Raw genomic sequence first — 25,139 nt, 5'->3', positions numbered from 1 at the left:
TGCCCTCCCCGTTGGTGGTCGAGGACCAAGCTCCGGGAAGGGAGGTTCGAGGGCGGTTCGCCTACGGTTGCGTCACGGTGGCGATCTCGAGAAAAACCTCGTCTCTAGTACGGGCCGACGGTGAAGGTCGCGCCGCTGCTCAGGATGGTGGCGTTCACCGCGTCGGTGGTGGCCGAGCTGTCCCCGGTCGCCACCACGGTCATCGTGTACGTCCCGTCCGGCACCAGGGCGCTGCCGGCCGAGCTGTCCGAGGGGTTCAGCGCGTTCGCCGTGAGGTCCAGCGTGCAGACCACCTCGTTGTTGCTGATGATCAGGATCTTCTTGCACTCGGCGACACCCCGGTTGCTCGCCGCCACGTAGGCGTCCTTCACCAGGAAGATGTGTGCCTTGGTGTCGGTGGGCGTACCGGAATCGCCGCTGTTGAAGGTCAGTGAGGAGAACCCGACGCCCTTCACGTCGATGTCCACCTTGGTGTTGGAGACGCCGGTGCTCGGCTGGATCGTGATGCCGTTGCTGTAGGTGAAGAGGATCGGCGCGTCCACGGTGCTGTCGTCGCTGTCCTGCACCAGGCCGTTGTTGTCCGGATCGCTGCTGGTCACCTGGCCGCCGGGGGTGTTCACGGTCAGCACCAGCCCGGTGCCCGCGGCCCGGGCGCCGGTCACGCCGGTGAAGCTGGTGCCGGTGCTCGCCACCTTGATGCCGGTGAGCGAGACGCCCCCGATGTTCGCGGTGGTCGCGCTGGTCCCGGTCCCGGTGCCGAAGCCCACCCCGTTGACGGTGACGCTCTGGCCACCGGCGGCCGGGCTGCTCGCCGGGAGGATGGCGGTGATCTTGGGGCGTACCGCGATGGTGTACGTGGTGGACGCGATCAGCGCGCTCGACGTGGTGGAGGCGCTGTCGTACACGCAGACGCTCCACTTCGCCGTCGTCTGCGTGCCCATCAGGACCAGGCCGGTGGTGTTGACGGTGCTGGTCGACCCGTCCACGGTCGCCGGATACGAGCTCGACGGCACCACGAAAGCGATCTTCGTGGTGGAGATCCGCTTCACGGTGTCCGGGTCCACGGTGAGCACGCCGGCCGAGGTGGTGGTGCCGCTGACCGCGATCTGGGTGACCGCCTTCGCCATCGCCCCGCACGAGGTGCCCGCCTGGAACTGCACGGTCGGGGTGGTGCCGGCGGCGAACGGGCTGGACACGTTCGCGGTCGCGGTGACCGTCCCGATGACCGAGTTGCCGCCGCCGCTGGGCCCGTTGGTGCTGCTCAGCGTCATGGAGAGCGGTGCCGCCGCGGCGGGCGCGGCGGCACCGGCCATGACCAGGACGGTCGCCGTCACCGAGGCGAGCCCGGCACGCGTTCGGAAGCCCTGCACGCTGTGTCTCATCGTTGATGCCCTCCCGGCCGTATCGCTCCCCGGGCAGCCTAAGTCCGTTTCAGACCCTTTCTCCCGAAAACCCGAAATCCTCTTCTCGGGAAACTCACAGGTCCGTCTTGGTGGTTTTAGAGCGCTATGTCCGAAGGGTTGCGAGCATGGGCCTTTGAAGCGGCCCACCGCCGGGAGCGGTGTGCCGGAAGCCGACCACTGAGGAAGTAGCCATGTCCCACGATGACGATCGGCCCGGCGACGACGGCGTCTACGACGAGCCGCCGGTCGATCCCCACCCCTCGGTCCTGGCGAGACGGGCCCGGCTGGCCGCGGGCGCCGTCGGACTCGCCGCGGTCCTCGGCGCCGGCGCCTACACCGTCACCACCTGGTACCTCCAGCGCACCGGCACCACCATCGAGGAACCGGCCGCGGTCGCCCCGCTCGTCCGGCACTCGCCGTCGGCCTCGGCCTCGGCCGTCTCGTCCCCGTCCCCGTCCTCAAACGAGGGCGCGAAGGCCGGAAAGGTCCAGGCGGTCGAGCCCACCCCGTCGAGGACCAAGTCGGTCGAGGAACAGATTCGCGAGGCCCGCGAGAAGGCCGCGAAGGAGGGCTATCCGCCGGCCGGCCCGCTGGTTCCGAAGCAGGGACTGCCCACCGGGAAGGTCGAGACGACGGACGAGGGCTCTCTCGACGAGGGTCGCACGGTCCGTTACGTGACCGCCGATCATGACCTGACCGGACAGCGGGAGCTCCTCTGGGCAGCGGACCGCGGAGAGAAGGTCGGTGACGGGCACTGCACCCAGAACTTCCATTTCAGCAACAACAGGGAGCCGAAGATCCGGCCCACGATGATGATGTGCTGGCGAACCTCCGCGACGAAGAGCGTCGTCGCCATCGCAGTGGTCAAGGAGGGCCGGCCGAAGGCTGCGGAAACGATCGAGCTTCTCGACCGGAAGTGGGCCCAGCTTCGATAGCGCCCCGCCCCCCATGCGAACGGCCCGGAGCCGAGGCTCCGGGCCGTTCTCCTAATCGTCCGTCCAGTGGCGAGGCCGGGTCAGAAGGCCGACACCGTGAAGGTGGAGCCGCTCGACACGACACTGCTCGTGCCGGTGCCGGTGGGCACCGCGTTGCTGACGAGCACGACGTTGTAGGCACCCGGCGGTACCGCGTTGCTCGACGTGATGTCGACCGCGGCCACGCCGTCGGTGAGGACGGCCTGCGACAGCGTCGCCGTGGTACCCGTGCTGTTGACACCCGTGATGTAGGTGCCGGACGGGATGTCGTTGTCCGTCGTGTTGTCGTCGGTCACGACGCGCCCGACATCCGCCGACGTGAACGTGCCGGTCGCCGCGGTCAGTGTCATGGCACCGGTGACGCCGGCCGCCGTGACGGCGTCACGGATGACGCCGATGTCGACCGCGGTGACGCCGTCGGCGGTGACGGCGTCGGAGAGGACCGCCGTGTTACCCGTGACGGCGATGATGGTCGCCCCGGTCGGGATGTCCTCGTCCGTGCTGTTGTAGTCGGACACGGCCTTGCCGATGTCCGCCGACGTGAACGCGGTGGTGCTGGTCGCGACGAGGACCGTGCTCGACGCGGCGCCGACAGCGGCGACGTTGGTGCGGGCGGCGTCGCTGTAGGCGGCCTGGGTGCCGTCGGCGTTCAGAGCCCGGGTGAGATCCAGCGTGCAGATGAGTTCGGTGTCGTCGACGACCAGCACGCTGGCGCAGTCGGCGGCGGCGTTGACGTTGTTCCGGAGACTGGTCGAGGCACCGCCGCCGTTCCAGTCACCCTTGACCAGGTAGACGTGCGACTTGGTGAGCGCCGTCGGGCTGGTGAAGGTGTAGTCGGTGGAGAAGTTGGTGCCGAAGATGTCCAGCGTTACCGTGCCGGTGTTCGGCGCGGTGTTCGGCGTGACCGTCAGGCTGTTGACGTAGGTGTACGCGCCGACCAGCGTGTCACTGCCGTTCGTACTGGTGAGCACGATGTTCGCCGAGCCCATGGCGTGTGCCGGCACCTTCACCGAGATACTGCTCGTGCTGGTGAGCGTGATGCTCGCCGTCGGCACCGCGACACCACCGATGGTGATCGAGGTTCCGGTCATGCTCTCCGGCAGGCTGGTGCCGGTCAGGACGACGACGTTGCCGCCACCGGGCGGGCCGGAGACCGGCGAGACCCCGGTGAGGTCCGGCACGTCGACGACGGTGTAGGTCGCGGCGGCCAGCAGCTTCCCGTCCGTGGTGCTGCTGGAGCTGTAGACGCAGACCGTGTAGGCCGGGCCGTTCGCCTTGGTGACGGTAGCGGCCGGCAGCGAGACCGAGGCCTTGGTGCTGGTCAGCTTGCGCGTGTCACCCGCCGCCGTCGCGCCCGTGGTCGTGTAGACGGCCGGGCAGGTCAGCGCCGTGGTGGTCTGCGGGACGAAGGTCGCGGCCGGGCTGGTGGCGGTCGTGAAGGCGCTTGAGTTCGCCGACGTGATCGTCAGGACCGTGCCGGAGTTGGCACCGGCACCGCTGGTCATGTTCAGCGTGGCCGTGGAGAGCGTCACGCTGTACGCGCTCGCGGCGCTGGCGGCCACCAGCGTGGTACCCGCGGTGTCGTAGAGGCAGAACTGGAAGGTGGAACCGTTCGGTCCACCGACGCCGGTCGGAATCGTCACCGTGCCGGTCGTGTTGGCCGTGGTGGCCGTCGTCCTGGTCACGGTCGTCTGCCGCGTCGCGTCGAGGCTCGCCCAGGCCGTCGGGCAACCGGTCGCCGACGGGGCGAACCCGGCCTTGGCCATCGTCGCGCTCGTGATCACCGGGCTGGTCGTCGGGACGGTGATGTTGATGGTGTTGCCACCACCGGAGACACCACTGGTGGTGCCCAGCGTGACCAGCGGCGCGAGGGTGTACGTACCGTTGGTGATCAGAGCACTGGTCCCCGCGGTCGTGCCACCGTACGTGCAGACGTAGTACAACCGCGACGCGTTGCTGTTCAGCGTGATCGTGCTGGGGATCGTCAGGGTCGCCGTGTCGGCGTCCTTACGGGTCGTCGCCGCGGCGGCCACGTTGGTCGTCGAGTACGTGGAGCCACATGACGACGTCGAGAAGTAGGTGCCCAGGGTGGTGGCACCGGTGAACGACCCGGTCGTCGTCAGTGTCATGGTGCCGGTGGCCGGACCCGCGAGCGGCGTCACCGGGTTGACGATCGTCAGGGAGGCCGATGTCAGCGACGAGCCGGTGGCAGCGGCGTAGACGCACGCGTACCAGGAGCCCGCGGTGATCGCCGGCGGAACGGTCACCGACACGATGGAGGTGCTCGACGCCGAGCCGCTCACGGCGATGTTGCCGCTGGTGCTGTAGGTCGTGCAGGCGGACTGGCTGAAGAGCAGTTGCACCGTGCCGACCGTGTAGGGCGCGGTCGAGTCGGTGATGGTGATCGGCGCACCGGGTGTCAGGGAGCCGGTGGGCGATACGGTGACTGCCGCGAAGGCGGGCGTGGCCACGCCCACTGCCGCTGCGGCGGCCGCGACCACCGACGCAGCTCCGGCGTGGAACAACCTCCGCCGGAATCTTGACTGGGACTTACGCATGCGAGGTCCTCCTACGGGCCCCAGAGGGCCACGTCTCGGGATAGGTAGGGGCCCAAGCGGACTTCGCCTGCCGGGCCGTCTCGCAAGGGAGCGTAACGCCGAGTATGCGGCTAATTGCCTAGAGTGAACAACTTGAGTGAAAAGCCAGGTGTGCCCGAGCTTGAGGGACCCCCGCAGCGCGAACCGGGGCGAAACAGCGGGCGTACCCCGATAATGGCGCGGCAAACACATTCTTTTCACTGAGGCTTGCCTTACCTAAATAGATGGAGGCAAGGCTTCCCTAAACATTCCTGATTTCTGAGAACAACCGGGCCGGAATTGTGTATACGGCCGCAACAATGGTTACATTCGAATCGGCCGAGAAACCGGGATGCCAGAGGAGAGCGCCATGACCCAGATGATGAACATGCCCCGGGTCCAGACCTGCACGGTCACGGACTGTGGCTACAACCACGACGGATGCACCGCTTTCGCGATCACGATCGGGGACGTGAACGCGGAGTGTGACACGTTCGTCGGGTCCGGACTGAGCGGCGGCATGGGGGTGGCGACCGCTCAGGTGGGCGCCTGCAAGCGTGCCGACTGCACGTACAACAAGAACCTGGAATGTCAGGCGCCGGCCATTACCGTGGGCGCTTCGGCCGATCGCGCCGACTGCCTCACGTACCAGAACGCCTGACCGATTCCGACCATAAAGCCCGTCGCCTCCCGGTGAGGCGGCGGGCTTTTCCGTGCCCGGCCGCGTTGACATCGGGCCGACCCCGGCGCTAGGTTGTTCTCACATCGAGTCTTACTCAGTTTGAGAACAACGGAGGTGTACGGATGGACGAGGCGAACTTCCTGGCCGGTTACGACCCGCGGGACTACCCCGCCGTCGCGGTGACGGTCGACGTGGTCGCTCTGACCATCCGGGACAACCGGCTCTGCGTGCTGCTGGTCGAACGGGGCGCGCCGCCCTTCGCCGGGCACCGCGCGCTGCCCGGCGGGTTCGTCAAAGAGGAGTCGCTGGAGACCGCGGCCCTGCGCGAGCTCGCCGAGGAGACCGGACTGACACCCGGCGACGAGGGACCCCTCGAACGCGTCCACCTGGAACAGCTCAAGACGTACGGCGACCCGGGCCGGGACCCGCGGATGCGCATCGTCTCGGTCGCCTACCTGGCCTTCGCACCGCACCTGCCGGAGCCGGTCGCCGGCTCGGACGCCGCACGGGCGTACTGGGTGGCCGTCGACGAGGCGAAGGACCTGGCCTTCGACCACGATCTCATCCTCGCCGAGGGTCTGGAGCGGGCTCGCGCCAAGCTGGAGTACACCCCGCTGGCCACCGCGTTCGTCGGCGCCGAGTTCACCGTCGGCGAGCTGCGCCAGGTGTACGCCGCGGTCTGGAACGAGGACCTGCACGCCGGCAACTTCCACCGCAAGGTGCTCTCGGTGCCCGGTTTCGTGGAGAGCACGGGCGCCACCGCGGCGCGCGGCGGCGAGCGCGGCGGGCCGCGGGCCAAGCTCTACCGCGCCGGTGACGCGGTCTCGCTGCACCCCGCGCTGCTGCGGCCGACCAGGGAGGACACCGTCAGATGAGACAGTCGTCCGCGTCCACCGGAGTCACCTTCGAGGAGGCGGCCGCCCGGATCGCCGCCGCGAGCAGCTTCGCCGAGCTGACCATCGAGGGCACGCCGGGGCGCGCCGGTAGCGCGTACCGTACGTGGGCGAAACTGGTCCACCCCGACACGGTGACCGACGCGCAGAGAGACAGCGCCACCCAGGCCATGGCCCGCCTGGCCGAGCTCTACCAGCGGCGCGGCGCCGAACCGGCGGTGAGCACACCGGACCGCGCGCGACGGGTCCGTCGCTACCGGCGCGGGCCGCTCGTCGCCCGCGGCGACCTGGCCGACCTGTACGAGTCCGGCGACGTGCTGCTCAAGGTGGCCCGCGACGCGGGCGACAACGACCTGATGGCGGCCGAGGCGAACGCGCTGCGCCGGCTCCGCTCGCACGGCGACCCACGCTACCGGGCCTACGCGCCGCGGCTGGTCGAGTCCTTCCAGGACGAGCGGCGGCACGCGGTGAACGTGCTCGCCCGCCAGCGCGGCTTCCGCAGCCTGGCGGAGGAGGGCACGCCGCGCGACCCGGTCACCGCGGTCGGCGTGTGGCGGCGGTTGCTGACCGGGCTGGGCTGGGCGCACGCGGCCGGCGTGGTGCACGGCGCGGTCTTCGAGGAGCACGTGCTGATCCACCCCGGGCACCGCGGCCTGGTCCTGGTCGACTGGTGCTACTCCGGCCGGCGACCGAAGGCGATCATCGCGGCGCGCGAGGCGGAGTACCCGCCGGAGGTGCTGGAGGAGCGGGTGGCGACCCCGGCCACCGACATCTACCTGGCGACGAACCTGATGCTCCGCCTGTTCGGCGCGAACCTGCCGGCGCCGCTGCGCCGGTTCGCGGACGGCTGCGCCTACCCGGCCCGGCGGATGCGGCCCCAGGACGCCTGGCGGTTGCTGGCCGAGCTCGACGAGTTGATCCCCCAGCGGTACCGGAACTGAGGAGGCACACACCATGGGAAGCGGACGCTGGTCCACCGACGTCTACACCGCCGCGGAGAGCTACCGCGCGGCGACCGGGCAGAGCGCCTTCGCGTACAGCGACGCCGGAGCCCGCCGGGTGCACCCGGACCTCGACCCGAAGGGCGTGTTCATGCGGGAGTCGCGGGACAGCGACGAGCACCCGTTCAGTACGCCGATCGCGGTCCTCTTCGACGTCACCGGCTCGATGAACACCGTGCCCCGGGTGCTGCAGTCCCAGCTGCCGCAGCTGCTGGGCCTGCTCACCCGCAAGGGCTACGCGATCGACCCGCAGATCCTGTTCGGCGCGATCGGCGACGCCACCTGCGACCGGGCGCCGCTGCAGATCGGCCAGTTCGAGTCGGACAACCGGATGGACGAGGACCTGGCGAGGTTCGTGCTGGAGGGCGGGGGCGGCGGGCAGAAGCGGGAGTCGTACGAGCTCGCGATGTACTTCATGGCCCGGCACACGGTGCTCGACTCGGCGGTGAACCGGCAGCGCAAGGGCTACCTGTTCATCATCGGTGACGAGCTGCCGTACGCGCGGGTCAAGCCCGCCGAGGTCCGCGCGGTGATCGGCGACGAGATCACCGAGGCGATCCCGGTCGAGACGATCCTGGCGGAGCTGAAGCGCAGGTACGAGGTCTACTTCATCCTCCCGACCGCGGCCGGCTGGGGTGGCGACCGGGAGGTGCTGACCCGGTGGCGCCAGCTGCTCGGTCAGAACGTCCTGGAGCTGGACGACCTGGAGGCGGTCTGCGACACGATCGCCCTGGCCGTGGGGCTCGGCGAGGACGCGATCGACGTGGACGCCGACCCGTTCCCCGCCCAGCGGGCGCTCAGCGGCAACCGGCGGCTCTGATGACCGAGCATGTCGCGGTCGTCGATCTCGGGTACGGCGACGCGGGCAAGGGCTCCGTGGTGGACGCGCTCTGTGCCACCCGGCCGGTCCGGGCGGTCCTGCGTTTCAACGGGGGAGCGCAGGCCGCCCACAACGTGCTCACCAGCGACGGCCGGCACCACACGTTCGCGCAGTTCGGCGCGGGGACGCTGCGCGGGGTGCCGACCCACCTGACCCGGTTCATGATGGTCGACCCCCTCGCGCTGGCGGCCGAGGCTGCGGCGCTGGGCAACCCGTACGAGCTGCTGACGATCGACGGCGGCGCGCTGCTGACCACGCCCTGGCACCGGGCCGCCAACCGGCGCCGGGAGCGGTCCGACCGGCACGGGTCCTGCGGGATGGGGGTGGGCGAGACGGCCGCCTACGCGCTGCGGTGCGAGAGCGCCCCGCGGGTCGCCGACGTCCTCTCCCCCACCCGGCTCCGCCGCCGGCTCGCCGAGGTGCAGGACTTCTACGGCTTCGCCGACACACCCCTCGACGACGTGGTGGCGGCGTTCACCGCGTTCGGGCGGGCGGTCCGGATCGTCGGCGACAACTGGACCCGGCGACTGCTCGCCGAGGGCATGTGCGTCTTCGAGGGCGCGCAGGGCGTGCTGCTCGACGAGTGGCGCGGCTGGCACCCGCACACCACGTGGTCGACCACCACGTACGACAACGTGGCCGCGCTCTGCCCGTCGTTCCGGCGGATCGGGGTGGTACGGGCGTACACCACCCGGCACGGGCCCGGCCCGCTCGTCACCGAGGACGCCACGCTGGACCTGCCCGAGCGGCACAACGGCACCGGCGAGTGGCAGGGCCCGTTCCGGGTCGGCCACTTCGACGCTGTCGCCCACCGGTACGCCGTCGAGGTGGCCGGCGGCGTGGACGAGCTCGCCGTCACCCACCTGGACGCCCCACCGAGGTGCCCGGGCCTGCGGATCTGCACGGCGTACGAGGTGGACGGCACCCTCTGGACCCGGATCCGCCCCGGCCCGCCCCGGGACCTCGCCCACCAGGAGAGCCTGACCGCCCGGCTGTCCCGGGCCCGCCCCGCGCTGACCCACCGCCCGTCCGACTGGCCCACCGAGATCGGCGCCCTCCTCGGCGCCCCGGTCACCCTGCAGTCGTACGGCCCGCGCTCCTCGGAGAAGCGCTTCGTCCCCCGGGGAGTACGCCGACCGGCACGGATACGACTCCCGGCGTATTGCTGAGGGTGACGGGCGGCACGAAGCTGAAGTGGTCGATATCCACCTAGGGGGGTGGCCCCATGCGGGCTCTGTATCGAGCACTTTCCGGACTCATCGCGCTGAGCGTGGCCGTGCAGGCAGCGGTTCTCGCGGCGGCCTGGTTCCTGGTTCTCAAGGACACCGATTCCGGTGCCGTCTTCGACAAGAACTCCGGTGCGAACTGGGGGCACGCCGCGCACTCGGTCATCGGTATGGGTGTCGTACCGCTGCTCGCGCTCCTGCTCCTGCTCGTCTCGTTCTTCGCCCGGGTACCCGGTGGGGTCACCTGGGCGCTGATCACGCTCGGCGTGGTCGTCCTGCAGATCGTCCTCGCGTTCGTCAGTTACAGCGCGCCGGTGACCGGGCTGCTGCACGGGCTCAACGCGTTCGCGGTGGCCGGGGTCGCCTCGGTCGCCATGCGCCGGGCCGGTGACGCCGCCGCGCCGGCCGGCCCGGTCGCCGTCTCCTGATGCGTACCCCGATCCGGGCCGCCGTCGCCGTGGTGGCGGCCCTCGCGGTGCTGGTCCCGCTCGTCTGGTTCTGGTACGCCAGCCTGGTGCCCGCCACCTACGACATGGCCGCGATGGGCTACCCGGACTACGGCGGCGGTCCGGCCGTGACCCACGAGCACGGTGGCCCGCGGGTGGCCGACCTGACCGGGCCGAGCGGCGAACCGGACGTCGCGGTCACCCTGGTGGCCCGCGCCGACGGGTCCCGCTACACGCTGAACGGCACCTCGCCCGGCCCGGTGATCCGGGCGGTGCAGGGGCAGCTGGTCGAGGTGACGCTGGTCAACGAGTCGATCCCGGACGGGGTGACCCTGCACTGGCACGGTGTGGACGTCCCGAACGCGGAGGACGGCGTCGCCGGGATCACCCAGGACGCGGTGGCCCGGGGAGGGCGGCACGTCTACCGGTTCGTGGTCACCGACGCCGGGACGTACTGGTACCACTCGCACCAGGTCTCGCACGAGCAGGTCCGGCGTGGCCTGTTCGGCGCCCTGGTGGTCACGCCGCCGGGCTCGTCCGCGAATGATCAGGTCGTCGCGGTGCACACCTACGACGGGCGGCGGACGGTCAACGGCGTCCCGGGCGTCTCGGCGCTCACCGGCCGGCGGATCCGTGTGATCAACACCGATGCCGGCCCGATCCGGGTCTGGGTCAGCGGCACCCCGTTCCGCGTCCTCGCGATCGACGGCCACGACGTGCACGAGCCGGCGGCGATCACCGGCGAGGCGGTTCTGGTGACCGCCGGCGGACGGGCCGATCTCCAGCTGGAGACGGCCGGGCGGGTGGACGTCGGCGGAGGGGCCGCCATCGGGACCGGTTCCCCCATCCCGGCCCCGAAGATCAACGTCGATTTCCTCGCGTACGGCTCCCCGAGCGGACTCGGCTTCGACCCCGCCGCGGCGAACCGGCGCTTCGCGTACACGATCGGTCGCCGGATCGGCTTCCTGGACGGCCGGCCCGGCATGTGGTGGACCGTCGACGGCCACCTCTTCCCGGACGTCCCGATGTTCATGGTCGTCACCGGCGACGTCGTCCGGATGACGATCACGAACGACAGCGGCGAGGTGCACCCGATGCACCTGCACGGCCACCACGCGGTGGTGCTCAGCCGCGACGGCGTGGCCGCGACCGGCAGCCCGTGGTGGATCGACTCGCTCGACGTCGCGGACGGGGCGACCTACGAGATCGCGTTCGTCGCCGACAACCCGGGCATCTGGGCCGACCACTGCCACAACCTGGAGCACGTCCCGGAGGGTCTGGTCGCCCACCTGGCGTACGCCGGGGTGGCGAGCTCCTTCCAGGTCGGCGGCGCCGCCGGCAACGTCCCGGAATGATCAGAGATACATGCCGGTCGGCGGTGCCTGCCGCGGGACGGTGACCGGCTTCGCACCGGTCTTCAGCGCGTAGAGCTCGGCCAGGGTCGCGCCGTCCGGGCCGATGCCGGTCGGCCCGCCCAGCCAGGAGACCGCCTCCTGGTACGGCAGACGGCCCACCTCGATGCTGGCCAGGCAGCGGCCGGGCCGGATCACCGCCGGGTGCAGCGCCGAGAGGTCCTCGTTCGTGGTGATCGCGATGAGCGCGTTCCGCCCCTGGCCGAGCAGGCCGTCGGTGAGGTTGAGCAGCCGGGAGAGCGACTGGCCGGCGCTCGCCTTGGCGTCCCCGCTGATCAGCTCGTCGCAGTCCTCCAGCATCAGCAGCCGCCACTTCGGCTCGTCGTCGTCGCCGGAGCCGAGCGCCACGTTCATCAGGTAGGCCGGGTCGCCGAAGAGGCGCTCCGGGTCGAGCACGCAGTCGACCTGGCACCAGGCCCGCCACTGCTGGGCGAGGGCGCGCAGCGCGGTGGTCTTGCCGGTGCCGGGCTCGCCGTGCAGCAGCAGGAGCCGTCCGGTGACGGTGGCCGCGTCGATCGCCATCAGGCGTTCCAGGGTCTCGGCGACCGGACGGGCGTAGTTGGCGCGGATCTTGTCCCAGGGCGCGGCGTCGATCTCGCGCTGGGTGCGGCGCGGGCCGTGCGGGCCGTAGTGCCAGAAGCCGACCGGCACGCTGTCGTCGGCCGGGGCCGGCTCCTCGACGGCGCCGGCGGTGGCGGTGGCCAGCACCGCCTCGGCCAGCTCGGCGGTGACCGCGGTGACGGTGACCCGGGCGCGGCGGCTCTGCTTCCAGCGCATCACGTGCAGGGTCCAGCCGTCGCCGATGCTGAGCCGGCCGTGCCCGTCGTCCTCGACGGCGTCCCGGATCACCTCGGCCTCCGGGGTGGTCAGCGCGGCGTCGGCGCGCAGGTTCTCCAGCCAGGTGGTGCGGCCGAAGGGCTCCCGGCCGGTGGTGAAGCCGTCCAGCGCGAGCAGGTCGACCAGGTCCACCAGGCGATCGCCGTCGTCGACGGCACCGGTGAGCGGCAGGGTGGCGCGGGGCGACGGGATCCCCGCCGGCTCCGGCTGGTGCCCGTTGGCCCGGTCCACGGACTGGTGGGGGGTTCGCATCCCACCATGATCCCGGTCGGCCGCCCGTCGGGCATCCGCTTTATCTCCCGCACCACCGGTGGCCCCGGCCAGGCGGTCCGGTCCATGCGGCATGTCACCCAGCTTACGACGGATCGATCTCGCCGCCAGTCCCGTCACCCGCACCCCGATCGCAACCGGCGTGTCCCCGGACCGCTCTCACCGCACCCGACTCTGACGTATCCCGGGTCGCGGTGGCACGGGCGGACCGGACGGGAGTGGGTCGGATGAGGTTGCCTGGACGGCGCCGGTACTTCGCGGGACCGCTGGCGGTGGCCGCCATCGCCGGGCTGGGCGCCCTGGTGGTCCCGGCCGGAACCACCGTGGCGTGGACGCCGGTCTCGTACGGCCTGACGGCGAGCGCCGAGCAGATGGTGCCGGCGACCGTCTCCGCCGCGAAGCCGGCCCGGGTGGTCACCACCACACTGGACCGCGACCGCCGTCCGGTGATCAGCGTCCGCGAGGCCACCGACCGGGCGTCCGCGCTCCGGCTGATCGCCGAGGGCCGTCGGGCCGAGAACGTCGTCGGCGTCGCGATCGACACCCGGGTCCGGGCGCTGGGCGTGCCCTCCGGCACTGATCCGTACCGGTCACAGCAGTGGGACTTCAGCACGCTGCACGTGGCCGACGCGTGGAAGGTGTCGACCGGCGCGGACGTCACCGTCGCGGTCATCGACACCGGGGTGGACGCGACCCACCCGGACCTCGAGGGTCAGGTGCTCACCGGGTACGACGAGATCGACGACGTGGCGGGCGGGAACACCGACCCGAACGGGCACGGCACCCACGTGGCGGGCACCATCGCCGCGCTCACCGGTAACGGGACCGGTGTCTCGGCGATCGCCCCGGGCGTCGAGATCCTGCCGGTCCGGGTGCTGGACGCGACGGGCGGCGGGGACACCTCGGCGACCGCCGCCGGGGTGATCTGGGCTGCCGACCACGGCGCCGACGTGATCAACATGTCGATCGGCGGCACCGAGCAGGACACCACCCTCGACAACGCCATCACGTACGCCCGGAGCAAGGGTGTGGTGGTCGTGGCGGCCGCCGGCAACGAGCGGGCCGAGGGCAGCCCGACCGAGTACCCGGGCGCCTCCCCCGGGGTCATCGCGGTCGCCGCCACCGACTGGTCCGACACCGTGGCGAGCTACTCCAACCAGGGCGACTACGTCGACGTCGCGGCGCCCGGCAGCGGGATCATCAGCACCTACCCGCCCGCGCTGGGCAAGGGCTCCTACGTGACCATGAACGGGACGTCGATGGCGACACCGCACGTCGCCGCGGTGGCCGCGCTGCTCAAGGCGTACGACCCGGACCTCACCCCGGACGAGGTGGAGACCGCGCTGGAGAGCTCCGCCGTCGACCTCGGCACCGCCGGGCGGGACGACGACTACGGGTACGGCCGGATCGACGCGGCCGCCGCGCTCGCCACCGTCGCGCCGGCGGTGCGGCCCACGGTCACCCCGAGCGTCACCACGAAGCAGGTCGGCTACGGCACCAGGACCAGGACCACCTTCACGGTGGCCGGGAACGGGTCGCGGTGGGCGGGCGAGCCGGTCTCGGTCTGCGTCTCGGTCGCCGGCGGCAGCTGGTCCTGCACCTCCGGCACGGCCGGCACGACCGGCACGTACACCCTGGCCCGGACCGCGACCGCCTCGTTCCGCGCCCGGCTCACCGTGGCCGCGACCAGCACGAGCACCGCGGCCTCGGCGACCGTGTCGTACACCGTCAAGGCCGGGGTGAAGCTGGCCCGGACCGCCAAGCGGACGCTGACCGTGACGGTGACCGGCGCCACCGGGCAGACCGCCACGGTGCAGCGCCGGACCGGCGGCACGTGGCGTACCGTGTCCACCTTCAAGGCCGTGAGCAGCAAGAAGCTGACCGGCCTGGTGAGCGGCGGCAGCTACCGCGTGGTGCTGGCCTCCACCGCCCGGATCCAGGGGGTGACGAGCGCAACGGTCAAGGCCTGAGGCACCGACCCGCATCGGTAACGATCGTGCGGTTTACTCGACTCCCATGGGCATCATCTCCCGGGGATTCGGCGGGCGCCGGCGTGAGCCGGCGCCCGAACTGCCGCCCGGTCAATACCTCGCGCACGACTTCCCCGTGCTCTCCGCCGGCCCGACGCCGCGGATCCCGACGGACCGGTGGCACTTGCGCATCGTCACCGAGATCGGCGAGAAGCACACCTGGGACTGGGCGGAGTTCACCGCCCTGCCGGCCGAGGAGATCACCAAGGACATCCACTGCGTCACCAAGTGGTCCAAGCTCGGCACCGGCTGGAAGGGCGTCTCGCTGGACACGCTCTTCGAGGAGGTGGAGACCGCCGCGGACTACGTGATGGCGCACAGCTACGGCGGTTACACCACCAACGTCCCGCTCGAGGACCTCCTCGACGGGCAGGCCTGGATCGCGTACGAGTACGACGGCGAGCCGCTGCACCCGGAGCACGGCGGCCCGGCCCGGCTGCTCATCCCGCACCTGTACTTCTGGAAGTCGGCCAAGTGGGTCGACGGCCTGCAGATGATGCACGAGGACGAGCCGGGCTTCTGGGAGGCCGCCGGCTACCACATGTACGGAGACCCATGGCGCGAGCAGCGGTATCACGGAGATTGACCTGGCGGGCCGCCACCGTCGACGGGGTGGTGCGGGAGACCTCGACCGCACGGACGCTCCGGCTGCGGGTCCCCGGGTGGGACGGCCACCTGCCCGGCCAGCATCTCGACGTCCGGCTGACCGCCGAGGACGGCTACTCCGCCCAGCGCAGCTACTCGATCGCCTCGGCGTGGGCGGGTGACGACGACACGGTCGACGTCACGGTCCAGCGACTCGAGGACGGGGAGGTGTCGCCGTACCTGACCGACGAGGTCCGGGAGGGTGACCTGATCGAGGTGCGCGGGCCGATCGGCGGCTGGTTCGTCTGGCGGGAGACGCAGCCGGCGCCGGTGCTGCTGATCGCCGGCGGCTCCGGGGTCGTCCCGCTGATGGCGATGATCCGGGAGCGCCGCCGGGTGAACGGCCGCCAGCCGTTCCGCCTGATCTACTCGGTCCGCACCCCGGCCGACGTGATCTACGCCGAGGAGCTGGCCGGGCACCACCGGACCGACCCGGGGCTGGACGTCCGCCTCGTCTACACGCGGGAGACGCCGCAGGGCTGGCCCGCGCCGCCGAAGCGGATCGACGTGGCGACGCTGAACACGTACGGCTGGCCGCCCGGCTTCCAGCCGGACGTCTTCGTCTGCGGCCCGAACGCGTTCGTCGAGACGGCCGCCGACATCCTGATCGCTCTCGGTCACGACTCGAAGAAGATCCGGACCGAACGCTTCGGTTGACCCCGAAAGTAGGCACCGGTCCGCCCCCGGGAACGACTACCCGCTGGTCACCATTGACGCCGCGTGACCGGCGGGGTGAACGTCGGCGCACCGACGCTCTCTTCCCGGGAGGAACCGTGCTCGCACACCGTTCGCCGCGTGTCATCGTCTCCATGATCACGACGCTGGTCCTGATGCTCTCGACGGCCGATCCGGCGGCCGCCTCGCCACCCCGCTCGGGCGACTTCGGGTCCTCGGCCGTCTCCTACACCGCGCAGGAGTGGACCGAGGCCGCGATCGAGATCCTCATGATCAACCGGAAGGCCGTCGCCTGGTGCCTCGGCAACCTGGGCTTCCTCAGCTACGGCGTGCTCCGGGCGATGCGGGCGATCACCCTGAAGGACCGGATCCTGGACATCGCGGGACTGGCCACCGGGCTGACGCCGGAGCCCTGCGTCGCCACCTTCCGGGCCGCCCAGGCCGCCTACCGGGTGTGGGCGATCGGCGCCCGGGACGGCGGGGACCTCACCGTCCAGGACGACAGCTACGTGGTGGTCCACCCGGGGCCGTTCGCCAACGAGTGCCACCTGGACATCACCGTGAGCGACGCCGACGGCCAGACCTGGAACTACGCGAAGGTGTACGAGATCTGCAGTAAGAACACCTACTACGGCCGGTACACCTACGCGTAGGACCCAGCCCGTGTTTCGGCGTCCGACCGGGGCTGCGGCCGGATGCCGAAACGCGGGCTACTCCGCGTCGATCGAGAAGAGCGCGGCCTGCTCCGGCATCAGCAGCGGAGCCGGCAGGCCCGCCTCGGCGAGCACCCGGCCCGGCAGCGTGATCGAGCCCTCCGCCAGCCACGCGGGCGGCGCGTCCTCGACCACCCGGGGCGGGTGACCGATCGGGCGGACCGTGTAGAGCCGGTCCGGGTCCAGGCCCGGGAAGCGGATCGGCGGTGGCAGCGCGGCGGCCGGGTGCGCGAGTGCGACCAGGGCGAACACCGCCGCCGAGCGGTCCTGGGCCACCACGCCGTGCAGCAGGTGGGCCGGGTCCGCGGTGTCGGCGCGGACCACCCGCCCGGTGTGCAGCAGCGGGCGCAGGCGCTTGTACTCGGCCGTCCAGGAGGCGATCGTCGCGCGGTCCTCGGCCGAGGCACGCGAGACGTCCCACTCGATGCCCGCGTGACCGAAGAGCGCGGTGGCCAGGCGGAAGCCGAGCGCCGACGTACGGCCGGTGAAGTGCGCCCGCCCGGCACCGAGGTGGCCGCCGAGGTACTCCGGCGGGATCAGCACCCCGGTCCAGCGCTGGATGTTCTGCCGGTCCAGCGGATCGTTGGTGTCCGATGTCCAGAATCGGTCGGCGTACTCGATGATCCCCAGGTCGATCCGGCCACCGCCGGCGGCGCAGGCCTCGATCTCCACGTCCGGGTGGGCGGCGCGGAGCGCGGCCAGCAGGCGGTAGAGCGCGGTGGTCTGCCGGTGCGACGCGCCCGGCACCAGCAGGCCCCGGTTGTGGTCCCACTTGAGGAACGCGATCGGGTACTCGTCGAGCAGGGCGGTCAGACGGGCGAGCACGTAGGCGTACGCATCCGGGTTGCCCAGGTCGAGGATCCGCTGCCAGCGCCAGGTCACCGCGTCCGCCGGGCCGAGGATCCACTCCGGGTGGGCGCGGGCCAGGTCCGAGTCCGGGCTGATCATCTCGGGCTCGACCCAGAGGCCGAACTCCATACCGGCGCCGTGCACCCGGGCGATCAGCGGGTGCAGGCCGTCCGGCCAGATCTCCCGGTCGACGTACCAGTCGCCCAGCGCACGGCGGTCGTCGCGGCGGCCCTTGAACCAGCCGTCGTCCAGCACGAAACGCTCGGCGCCGACCTCGGCGGCCGCGTCGACCAGGGCGGAGAGGCGCTCCAGGCTCTGATCGAAGTAGACCGCCTCCCAGGTGTTCAGCACCACCGGGCGGGGACGGTCGCCGGTCGTGCGGAACGTCGCGCGGATCCACGGGTGCAACCGGTCGGAGAGCCCGTCGATACCGGAGTCCGAGAAGACCGCGACCGTCCACGGGGTGGCGTACCTCTCCCCCGGTGCCAGCCGGATCTCGCCGGCCTCCAGGAGCTCGCCCGCGCCGACCTGGCCGTGGCCGAGCGCCGAGCGCTCCGCCCAGAGCCGCTTGTCGCCGCTCCAGGCCAGGTGCACCGCCCAGACCCGGCCGCGCCGGAACCCGAAGCCGGGCTCGCCGGCCATCAGCAGGAACGCGTCGTCGTGCCCGGGGCGGCCGATCCGGCTCTCCCGGCTCCACACGCCGTGCCGGAGCGGGGTCCGCTGCGGTGTGCGCTCGTGCAGCCAGAGGCCGGTGAAGTCGAGCAGTTCGGCGGCCTCGTCCGGGATCGGCAGCAGGACGTCGAGCGCGGCGAGCTGGAAGTCGCCGGGACCGCGGTTCTCCACCTCGTGCCGGAGCCGGAGGACGCCCTCGGGGCTCAGCTCGATGTGCGTGGTGACGAGCAGCCCGCCGTCACTCGGCTCCGTGCGTACCGTAAGCCGGTTTTGATCGTGCTGTTGCGCGTCGAGAAGGCGCAGCTCACCGACGGGCACGCCGTCGCGGTGACCGGACAGGGCGGGACGGCCGCTCCAGCCGTCGGCCAGGGTGGGCAGCAGCCCGGTCCGCAGCGGCACGTCGATGGAGTTCGGGCCCACCGCCGGGGTGCGGCTCGCCGCGAACGACGCGGACCGGGAGCCCAGATCACCCAGGTCGGCGCCCCAGTGCAGAACGGCGGACGCGCCGCGGGCGTCCAGCACGAAGCTGGTGCCCGCGGCGCGGAGGTGGAACACGGTCACTCGGCGACCGGGATGCTCTGCGACTTGAGGTTCTCGATGGTCGAGCTCTGCGCCGACTTGAGCGCGTCGAGCAGCGTGCCCTTGCCGGAGACGGCGGACTTGAAGCCGTCCGAGGCGGAGGAGTACGTCGAGGTCATCGTCGGGCCCCAGGTGAAGTCGGGCGAGACCTGCGTGGCGGCCTTCGCGAAGACATCGTAGATCTTGTCGCCGCCGTAGAAGTCGACACCCTTGGAGAAGACGTCGAGCGAGCCGCCGGTCTTGGTGGCCGGGTACAGGTTGGCCTTCTCGGCCAGCATGGTGAGCGCCTCGTCCGAGGTGTTCAGCCAGGTGGCGAACTCGGCGGCCTCGTACGGGTGCTTCGAGCCCTTGAAGACGGCGGTGGAGGAACCGCCCCAGTTACCGGCCGTGGTGCCGCCGGAGGTCCACTGCGGCATCTCGACGACGCCCCAGTCACCGGAGGTGTCCGGCGCGCCGGAGGAGATCGAGTTGGCGCCCCAGACCGCGGAGACCCAGGTCCACGCGTCACCCTTGTTGTACGCGTTGTCCCACTCGGTGGTCCACGCCGGCACGGTGGAGACGAGCTTCTTGTCGATCAGGCCCTGCCAGTAGTCCGCGACCTTGGTGGAGGCCTCGTCCTGCAGGTTGACGGTCCACTTGCTGCCGTCGTTGCTGAACCAGTTGCCACCGGCCTGCCAGACGAAGCCGGCGAACTGGTTGATGTCGCTCTGCGAGAAGTTGGTGATGTAACCGCCCGCGGCCTTCACCTTGACGGCCGCCGCCGCGTACTCGTCCCAGGTGGTCGGCACCGCGATGCCGGCCTTCTCGAAGAGGTCCTTGCGGTAGAAGAGCGCCATCGGGCCGGTGTCCTGCGGGACGGCGTAGGCGGCGTCGGACTCACCGAAGCTGACCTGGTTCCAGGTCCAGTCGATGAACTTGTCCTTGGCCTCGGTGACCGGCGCGCAGCTCGCGATGTTCTCCAGGCCGTCCTGGACGCGGAAGCTGGGCAGCGCGTCGTACTCGATCTGGCCGAGGTCGGGGGCGTTGCCGGCCTTCAGCTGGTTGAAGAAGTTCTGGTACGTGCCGCTGTTGCCGTTCGGGCCGGTCTGCACCGTGACCTGGATGTCCGGGTGCGCGGCGTTCCAGACCTTGACGACGTCCTCGATGCCGGGGATCCAGGAGGTGTAGGTCAGGTTGACGGTGCCGGAGGAGGCGGGCTGGCAGCTGCTGGCGCCGGCCGTGCTGCTCGAGTCGTCGTCGCTGCCGGAGGAGCACGCCGCCGCGGTCAAGGCGAGCGTCGAAGTCAGCGCGATGCTGAGCGAACGCATAGCGAATCGCATCTTCGGTCTTCTTTCTCTCATCAATTATTTGGAGCGGAGTATTTCGGTTTACTTGATCGCGCCCGCGCCGAGGCCGTTGCGCCAGAAGCGCTGGAGCAGCAGGAAGGCGATCACCAAGGGGATGATCGAGATGAGCGCGCCGGTGATGACCAGCATGCGCAGCTCGGGAAGCTGGTTGACCTGGCTGTTCCAGGTGTAGAGGCCGAGCGTCACCGGGAAGAGCCGCTCGTTGCCGAGCATGATCAGCGGCAACAGGAAGTTATTCCAGACGGCCACGAAATGGAAGAGGAAAATGGTGATGAAAGCGGGGAACATCAGCTTGCTGGAAACGGTGAAGAAGGTCCGCACCTCACCGGAGCCGTCCAGGCGGGCAGCCTCCAGCAACTCGTCCGGAACACTCGCGGTGGCGTAGATCCGGGCCAGGTACACCCCGAACGGGTTGACCAGGCTGGGCAGGAACACCGACCAGAAGGTGTTGGTCGCGTTCAGCTGCGAGAAGATCAGGAAGAGCGGCAGGGCCAGCGCGGTGGCCGGCACCAGGACGCCGCCGAGCACGATGTTGAAGATCGTCTCCCGGCCGGGGAACGAGTACTTGGCCAGCGCGTACCCGCACATCGCGGCGAGCAGCGTGCCGAGCAGGGCGGCGCCGCCGGTGTACAGGACGCTGTTCAGCATCCAGCGCAGGAAGACCCCGTCGCGGTACGTGAACAGGTCGTGCAGGTTGTCGCCGAGGTGGAAGTCGGCGAACCAGAGGCCCGCGGTGTTGGAGAAGTCGCCGCGATCCTTGGTCGCCCCGACGAAGAGCCACCAGATCGGCACCAGGAAGTACAGCGTGCAGATGCCCATGATGCCCATGGCGACGGTCTTGGAAAGACGCGCGTCCTTCACTTGTCGTCTCCCTTCTGGGTGACCTTGAGGAACGCGAAGGAGAGAACGCACGTCGCCAGCGCCAGGACCACGGAGAACGCGGCGGCCAGGTTGAAGTTCGGGATCGACGAGGTCGAGTACACCGTCAGGTTCGGCGTGTACGTGCTGGAGACCGCCGAGCTGAAGGTCCGGAAGACCTGCGGTTCGGCGAGCAGCTGCAGGGTTCCGATGATCGAGAAGACCGTGGTCAGCACGATCGCCGGCATCACCAGCGGGATCTTGATGGACCAGGCGGTACGCCACGGCCCGGCGCCGTCCATCCGCGCCGCCTCGTAGACCTCCTGCGGGATGGAGAGCAGCGAGGAGTAGATGATCAGCATGTTGTAGCCGACGTAGACCCAGGTCACCACGTTCGCCATGGCCCAGAGCACCAGGTCCGCGGAGAGCAGGTCCCACTTGCTGGTGACCGCGGTGAACGGGGAGAGGTTCGGCGAGTAGAGGAAGCCCCACATGATCGCGGCGATGACACCCGGGATCGCGTACGGCACGAAGAACGCCAGCCGGAAGAAGCTGCGCCCCTTGACCAGCCCGGAGTCGAGCAGCAGGGCCAGCAGCAGGGCCAGGCCGAGCATCACCGGCACCTGGACCACCCCGAAGAGCAGCACCCGGCCGATCGACTCCCAGAACGGGCCGTTCTGGAAGACGCGCTGGTACTGCTCGAGACCGCCGAAGACCTCGGTGGCCGGGCCGAAGGTGCCGGTGCGCTGCACCTTGTAGAGCGACTGCTTGATCGCGTACCCGATCGGCGCCAGGTAGAACGCGGTGAAGAGGAGCCCGAAGGGCAGGACGAAGAAAAGGATGGCCCTCGCGGGGCGTTTGCTGCTCATGCTCGTTCCTCCCGCACCACGCTGACGCCCCCGCCCTCGACGCGGAGCAGACTCTCGACGGGCTCGCCGGTGACCAGGTCGAATCCGGTGACGGGATACTCGACGGCTTCCGTTCCGTGATTGATCACGAAGAGGTAGCTACCGTTCTCCCCCGAGCGCCGGACCGCCTCGACCGAGCCGTTGGACTCGGGCCCTGTTCGCGAAATGTCTGCATTTACAGTGACATTACGCATGATCTCCCGCATGCTGCGCGGATCCGGCGAGGTAGCTAGATACCAGGCCACACCCCCACCGAACTCGTTGCGGGTCAGCGCCGCGGTACCCGGCAGCGGGCCGTCGACGTAGCTCACCACCGGCGACGCGGTGGTGGTCCGCAGCCGTTCGCTCCAGAGCGACCCGGTGCCGCCGTTGGTCATGTTCAGGAGATCGCCGGGCTTCAGCGGCACGAACTCCTCGGCCGTCACCCCCAGCACGTCCCGGAACGCCCCCGGGTAGCCGCCGAGCCGGATCCGGTCCCGCTCGTCGACGATCCCGCTGAAGAAGGTGACCAGCAGGTGCCCGCCGCCCTGCACGTAGTCGGCGATCCGGACCGCGGCCAGGTCACCCACCATGTAGAGGCAGGGGACGACGACCAGCCTGTATCCGCTGAGGTCGGCCTCGGGCGACACCACGTCGACGGTCACGCCGAGCTCGCGCAGCGCCCGGTGGGCCGCGTGCACCTGGTCGAGGTACTCCACCGCCTGGGACGGCCGGGCCTCACCCTCCGCCGACCACCAGGACTCCCAGCTGAAGAGCAGCGCGACGTCGGACTCGACGGTCGTACCGGCGACCTCCTCGATCCGGTCCAGGGTCGCGGAGAGCTTCAGCACCTCGCGCCAGGCCACCGTGTCGGTACCGGCGTGCGGCAGCAGCGCGGAGTGGAACTTCTCGGCACCCTGGGCCGACGCCCGCCACTGGAAGAAGCAGATCGAGTCGGCGCCGCGGGCCACGTGGGTCAGCGTGTTCCGGATCAGCTCGCCGGGCGCCTTGGTCACGTTGTGCGGCTGCCAGTTGACCGCGCCGGCCGCCTGCTCCATCAGCATCCAGGGCCGCCCCTGGGCCAGGCCGCGGGTCAGGTCGGCGGCGAAGGAGAGCTCCGCGACCGGGTCGCCGAGGCGGTGGTCGAGGTAGTGGTCGTTCGCGATCAGGTCCATCTCCGGCGCCCAGGACCAGTAGTCCAGGTTCCGGATGTGCGCGGTGACCATGAAGTTCGTGGTCACCGGGACGGTCGAGTGCCCCCGCAGGATCTCGGCCTCGCCGCGGTAGTAGTCCAGCAGCTCGTCGGAGCTGAACCGGTGGAAGTCGACGATCTGCGCCGGGTTGCGCAGCGACAGCGCCAGCCGGGGCGGGTTCACCTCGGCCCAGTCGCCGTAGCGCTGGCTCCAGAAGGACGTGCCCCACGCCTCGTTCAGCGTCTCGATCTTGCCGTACCGGCGGCGCAGCCACGAGCGGAACGCCTCGGCGCTCTCCTCGCAGTAGCAGAGCGCGTTGTGGCAGCCCAGCTCGTTGGAGACGTGCCAGAGCGCGACCGCGGGGTGGTCACCGTAGCGCTCGGCGACCTGCCGGACCAGCGCGTACGCGCGGTCCCGGAAGACCGCGGAACTCGGGCACCAGGCCTGGCGGCCGCCCGGGTAGCGCAGTGTGCCGTCGGCGGCGGCGGGCAGCACCTCGGGGTGCAGCGTGGTCAGCCACGGCGGCGGCGACGAGGTACCGGTGCCGAGGTTGACACGGATACCATTGGCATGCATCAATTCAACGACCTCGTCGAGATCGTCGAAGTGATACTGCCCCGGGGCCGGCTCCAGGTTCGACCAGCCGAAGATGTTCACGGCCACCAGGTCGACGCCGGCCTCACGCATGAGCGCCGCGTCCTCGCGCCAGACGTCGGGCGACCACTGCTCGGGGTTGTAGTCGCACCCCAGGCTCAGGCCCGGCGTCGGCATGCGGTTGGTCTTCATAAAACTCCTGGTCACGGGTCTGTGCACGTGCACACATTTCCGTATGCCTAAACAGCGGTTACGGATGTGTGAACGTGCACACAGTAGGTCTGGGCTGGCGCAAGGTCAATAGCGTCATCAGAGCTATCGTGATCCAATGACCCGGCCGAAACCCCAGAAACGCGCGACTGTGCACGACATCGCGGCCGCCGCCGGCGTGTCCCGGGGCACCGTCAGCCGGGTGCTCAACGGTGGCTACGTCTCCGCCGAGGCCCGCGCGGCCATCGAGGCGGCCATCACCGAGGTGGGCTACGTACCCAACACGGCCGCCCGCACACTGAAGATGCGCAGGTCACAGGCGGTCGGCTTCGTCGCCCTCGAACCGCACTCGCTCTTCCTCGACGACCCCAACATCGGGTCGATCATGCTCGGCGCCAACGCGGCCCTCTCCCTCGCCGACCACCAGATGGTCAGCCTGGTGGTCGAGTCGGCCCGCGACACCGAGCGGGTGGGCCGCTACCTGAGCGGCGGTTTCGTCGACGGCGCCATCATCGTGTCGGCCCGCACCCACGACCCGATCATCCAGGTGATCAGCACCCTCGGCCTGCCCGCCGTCTTCGTCGGTCATCCGCCGGACCTGGACCGGAACATACCGTTCGTCGGAATAGACAACCAGGGATCGGCGCGCGCCATCACCGAACGCCTGGTCGCCACCGGCCGCCGCCGGATCGGGATGATCGCCGCCGCCCTGGACCGCGACTCGGGCATCGACCGACTCAGCGGTTTCCGCGACGCGCTCGGCGCGGCGTACTCGTCCGAGCTCGTCGCCGAGGTGCCGCTCTACGACTACGGCTCCGGTGTCAAGGGGATGCGCCTGCTCCTGGAACGCGATCCGTCGATCGACGGGGTGTTCGCGGCGTCGGACGCGATCGCCGCGGGCGCACTGGAGGCGCTGCGTGAGGCGGGGCGCAGCGTGCCCGGCGACATCGGTCTGGTCGGATTCGACGACAGCACGTGGGCGGTCCGCTGCCAGCCCCAGCTGTCGACGGTGCACCAGCCGGCCAAGGAGATCGGCTCGGTGGCGGCCCAGCTGGTCCTGCGCCAGATCGGCGGCGAACACCTGACCCCGGCGGGACAGTTGCTCCCGACCCCGATCGTCTGGCGCGACTCCGCGTAGGCGCCCCGCCGCATCACGGCCGCCACATCACGCTCACCGCATCACGCTCGCCACATCACGCTCGCCACATCACGCTCGCCACATCACGCTCGCCACATCACGCTCGCCACATCACGCTCGCCACATCACGCTCGCCACATCACGCTCGCC

21 protein-coding genes are annotated in these 25,139 nt (G+C 70.4%); 13 read left to right on the top strand and 8 right to left on the bottom strand.

The annotated features are described in order from the left end of the window. Nucleotides 1-104: 104 nt before the first annotated feature. Nucleotides 105-1,370 (bottom strand): IPT/TIG domain-containing protein, encoded by a 1,266-nt coding sequence (locus tag AB0M08_RS10845; RefSeq protein WP_364491434.1) that lies wholly within the window; start codon nucleotides 1,368-1,370, stop codon nucleotides 105-107. A gap of 224 nt (nucleotides 1,371-1,594) precedes the next feature. On the opposite strand from AB0M08_RS10845, the gene AB0M08_RS10840 reads away from it, so the two are divergent. After that, nucleotides 1,595-2,338 (top strand): hypothetical protein, encoded by a 744-nt coding sequence (locus AB0M08_RS10840; RefSeq protein ID WP_364491432.1) that lies wholly within the window; start codon nucleotides 1,595-1,597, stop codon nucleotides 2,336-2,338. A gap of 80 nt (nucleotides 2,339-2,418) precedes the next feature. Here the strand turns inward: AB0M08_RS10840 and AB0M08_RS10835 are convergent, their stop codons facing one another. Beyond that, nucleotides 2,419-4,848, bottom strand: coding sequence for an IPT/TIG domain-containing protein (locus AB0M08_RS10835; protein ID WP_364491430.1), 2,430 nt, complete (start codon nucleotides 4,846-4,848; stop codon nucleotides 2,419-2,421). Between the two features lie 475 nt (nucleotides 4,849-5,323). Here AB0M08_RS10835 and AB0M08_RS10830 point away from each other — a divergent pair, with 475 nt between their 5' ends. The 7 genes from AB0M08_RS10830 (at nucleotide 5,324) to AB0M08_RS10800 (ending at nucleotide 11,436) form a co-directional block, all read left to right on the top strand. Further along, a complete protein-coding gene (locus AB0M08_RS10830; protein ID WP_364491428.1) occupies nucleotides 5,324-5,614 on the top strand; it encodes a DUF1540 domain-containing protein in 291 nt (96 codons plus the stop codon). Between the two features lie 143 nt (nucleotides 5,615-5,757). After that, entirely contained in the window at nucleotides 5,758-6,510 is a 753-nt protein-coding gene (locus AB0M08_RS10825) for an NUDIX domain-containing protein (RefSeq protein WP_364491426.1), read from the top strand. Then, nucleotides 6,507-7,469, top strand: a complete 963-nt coding sequence (locus AB0M08_RS10820; RefSeq protein ID WP_364491424.1) for a molecular chaperone DnaJ — start codon at nucleotides 6,507-6,509, stop codon at nucleotides 7,467-7,469. The genes AB0M08_RS10825 and AB0M08_RS10820 overlap by 4 nt, the downstream gene beginning before the upstream one ends. Before the next feature lie 13 nt (nucleotides 7,470-7,482). Then, a complete protein-coding gene (locus AB0M08_RS10815) occupies nucleotides 7,483-8,349 on the top strand; it encodes a hypothetical protein (protein WP_364491422.1) in 867 nt (288 codons plus the stop codon). Beyond that, nucleotides 8,349-9,578 (top strand): adenylosuccinate synthetase, encoded by a 1,230-nt coding sequence (locus AB0M08_RS10810; RefSeq protein ID WP_364491420.1) that lies wholly within the window; start codon nucleotides 8,349-8,351, stop codon nucleotides 9,576-9,578. Before AB0M08_RS10815 ends, AB0M08_RS10810 begins: the two co-directional genes overlap by 1 nt. A gap of 56 nt (nucleotides 9,579-9,634) precedes the next feature. Next, nucleotides 9,635-10,063 (top strand): hypothetical protein, encoded by a 429-nt coding sequence (locus tag AB0M08_RS10805; protein ID WP_364491418.1) that lies wholly within the window; start codon nucleotides 9,635-9,637, stop codon nucleotides 10,061-10,063. Further along, nucleotides 10,063-11,436, top strand: coding sequence for a multicopper oxidase family protein (locus AB0M08_RS10800; RefSeq protein ID WP_364491416.1), 1,374 nt, complete (start codon nucleotides 10,063-10,065; stop codon nucleotides 11,434-11,436). Before AB0M08_RS10805 ends, AB0M08_RS10800 begins: the two co-directional genes overlap by 1 nt. Here AB0M08_RS10800 and AB0M08_RS10795 read toward each other — a convergent pair whose 3' ends face one another. Beyond that, the gene (locus tag AB0M08_RS10795) at nucleotides 11,437-12,582 is read right to left on the bottom strand and encodes a DUF5925 domain-containing protein (RefSeq protein WP_364491414.1); all 1,146 of its coding nucleotides are present in this window, start codon (nucleotides 12,580-12,582) and stop codon (nucleotides 11,437-11,439) included. Nucleotides 12,583-12,827: 245 nt separating this feature from the next. Between AB0M08_RS10795 and AB0M08_RS10790 the strand changes: the two genes are divergently transcribed. The 4 genes from AB0M08_RS10790 (at nucleotide 12,828) to AB0M08_RS10775 (ending at nucleotide 16,603) form a co-directional block, all read left to right on the top strand. Then, nucleotides 12,828-14,570 carry a S8 family peptidase gene (locus AB0M08_RS10790; protein WP_364491412.1) on the top strand — a complete coding sequence of 581 codons (1,743 nt, stop codon included), beginning with the start codon at nucleotides 12,828-12,830 and terminating at the stop codon, nucleotides 14,568-14,570. A 46-nt stretch (nucleotides 14,571-14,616) separates the two neighbouring features. Next, complete coding sequence (locus AB0M08_RS10785) at nucleotides 14,617-15,216, top strand: sulfite oxidase-like oxidoreductase (RefSeq protein WP_364491410.1); 600 nt, start codon at nucleotides 14,617-14,619, stop codon at nucleotides 15,214-15,216. Next, entirely contained in the window at nucleotides 15,186-15,932 is a 747-nt protein-coding gene (locus tag AB0M08_RS10780) for a ferredoxin reductase (protein WP_364491408.1), read from the top strand. Before AB0M08_RS10785 ends, AB0M08_RS10780 begins: the two co-directional genes overlap by 31 nt. A gap of 152 nt (nucleotides 15,933-16,084) precedes the next feature. Continuing rightward, on the top strand, nucleotides 16,085-16,603 hold the full coding sequence (locus AB0M08_RS10775; protein WP_364491406.1) for a hypothetical protein: 519 nt from the start codon (nucleotides 16,085-16,087) through the stop codon (nucleotides 16,601-16,603). Nucleotides 16,604-16,660: 57 nt separating this feature from the next. Here AB0M08_RS10775 and AB0M08_RS10770 read toward each other — a convergent pair whose 3' ends face one another. The 5 genes from AB0M08_RS10770 to AB0M08_RS10750 are packed head-to-tail and all read right to left on the bottom strand — an operon-like array spanning nucleotide 16,661 to nucleotide 23,833. Further along, entirely contained in the window at nucleotides 16,661-18,745 is a 2,085-nt protein-coding gene (locus AB0M08_RS10770) for an alpha-galactosidase (protein WP_364491404.1), read from the bottom strand. Next, nucleotides 18,742-20,082: an extracellular solute-binding protein gene (locus tag AB0M08_RS10765; RefSeq protein WP_364491402.1), complete on the bottom strand. Its 1,341-nt coding sequence runs from the start codon at nucleotides 20,080-20,082 to the stop codon at nucleotides 18,742-18,744. The genes AB0M08_RS10770 and AB0M08_RS10765 overlap by 4 nt, the downstream gene beginning before the upstream one ends. A gap of 48 nt (nucleotides 20,083-20,130) precedes the next feature. Beyond that, entirely contained in the window at nucleotides 20,131-20,970 is an 840-nt protein-coding gene (locus AB0M08_RS10760) for a carbohydrate ABC transporter permease (protein ID WP_364491400.1), read from the bottom strand. Beyond that, nucleotides 20,967-21,836, bottom strand: a complete 870-nt coding sequence (locus AB0M08_RS10755) for a sugar ABC transporter permease (protein WP_364491398.1) — start codon at nucleotides 21,834-21,836, stop codon at nucleotides 20,967-20,969. The genes AB0M08_RS10760 and AB0M08_RS10755 overlap by 4 nt, the downstream gene beginning before the upstream one ends. Then, a complete protein-coding gene (locus AB0M08_RS10750) occupies nucleotides 21,833-23,833 on the bottom strand; it encodes a beta-galactosidase (protein ID WP_364491396.1) in 2,001 nt (666 codons plus the stop codon). The genes AB0M08_RS10755 and AB0M08_RS10750 overlap by 4 nt, the downstream gene beginning before the upstream one ends. Before the next feature lie 136 nt (nucleotides 23,834-23,969). Here AB0M08_RS10750 and AB0M08_RS10745 point away from each other — a divergent pair, with 136 nt between their 5' ends. Then, the gene (locus AB0M08_RS10745; protein ID WP_364491394.1) at nucleotides 23,970-24,989 is read left to right on the top strand and encodes a LacI family DNA-binding transcriptional regulator; all 1,020 of its coding nucleotides are present in this window, start codon (nucleotides 23,970-23,972) and stop codon (nucleotides 24,987-24,989) included. Nucleotides 24,990-25,139 lie beyond the last annotated feature (150 nt).

The sequence above is a fragment of the Actinoplanes sp. NPDC051851 genome (assembly GCF_040681165.1).
GTDB lineage: Bacteria > Actinomycetota > Actinomycetes > Mycobacteriales > Micromonosporaceae > Actinoplanes.
The sequence above is the reverse complement of the archived record's forward strand: the minus strand, read 5'-3'. Positions and strand labels throughout refer to the sequence as shown.

Coding starts and splice junctions, on each gene's coding strand:
- AB0M08_RS10840 (WP_364491432.1), top strand. CDS start 1,595: ATGTCCCACGATGACGATCGGCCCGGCGACGACGGCGTCTACGACGAG.
- AB0M08_RS10830 (WP_364491428.1), top strand. CDS start 5,324: ATGACCCAGATGATGAACATGCCCCGGGTCCAGACCTGCACGGTCACG.
- AB0M08_RS10825 (WP_364491426.1), top strand. CDS start 5,758: ATGGACGAGGCGAACTTCCTGGCCGGTTACGACCCGCGGGACTACCCC.
- AB0M08_RS10820 (WP_364491424.1), top strand. CDS start 6,507: ATGAGACAGTCGTCCGCGTCCACCGGAGTCACCTTCGAGGAGGCGGCC.
- AB0M08_RS10815 (WP_364491422.1), top strand. CDS start 7,483: ATGGGAAGCGGACGCTGGTCCACCGACGTCTACACCGCCGCGGAGAGC.
- AB0M08_RS10810 (WP_364491420.1), top strand. CDS start 8,349: ATGACCGAGCATGTCGCGGTCGTCGATCTCGGGTACGGCGACGCGGGC.
- AB0M08_RS10805 (WP_364491418.1), top strand. CDS start 9,635: ATGCGGGCTCTGTATCGAGCACTTTCCGGACTCATCGCGCTGAGCGTG.
- AB0M08_RS10800 (WP_364491416.1), top strand. CDS start 10,063: ATGCGTACCCCGATCCGGGCCGCCGTCGCCGTGGTGGCGGCCCTCGCG.
- AB0M08_RS10795 (WP_364491414.1), bottom strand. CDS start 12,582: ATGCGAACCCCCCACCAGTCCGTGGACCGGGCCAACGGGCACCAGCCG.
- AB0M08_RS10790 (WP_364491412.1), top strand. CDS start 12,828: ATGAGGTTGCCTGGACGGCGCCGGTACTTCGCGGGACCGCTGGCGGTG.
- AB0M08_RS10785 (WP_364491410.1), top strand. CDS start 14,617: ATGGGCATCATCTCCCGGGGATTCGGCGGGCGCCGGCGTGAGCCGGCG.
- AB0M08_RS10780 (WP_364491408.1), top strand. CDS start 15,186: ATGGCGCGAGCAGCGGTATCACGGAGATTGACCTGGCGGGCCGCCACC.
- AB0M08_RS10775 (WP_364491406.1), top strand. CDS start 16,085: ATGATCACGACGCTGGTCCTGATGCTCTCGACGGCCGATCCGGCGGCC.
- AB0M08_RS10765 (WP_364491402.1), bottom strand. CDS start 20,082: ATGCGATTCGCTATGCGTTCGCTCAGCATCGCGCTGACTTCGACGCTC.
- AB0M08_RS10755 (WP_364491398.1), bottom strand. CDS start 21,836: ATGAGCAGCAAACGCCCCGCGAGGGCCATCCTTTTCTTCGTCCTGCCC.
- AB0M08_RS10750 (WP_364491396.1), bottom strand. CDS start 23,833: ATGAAGACCAACCGCATGCCGACGCCGGGCCTGAGCCTGGGGTGCGAC.
- AB0M08_RS10745 (WP_364491394.1), top strand. CDS start 23,970: ATGACCCGGCCGAAACCCCAGAAACGCGCGACTGTGCACGACATCGCG.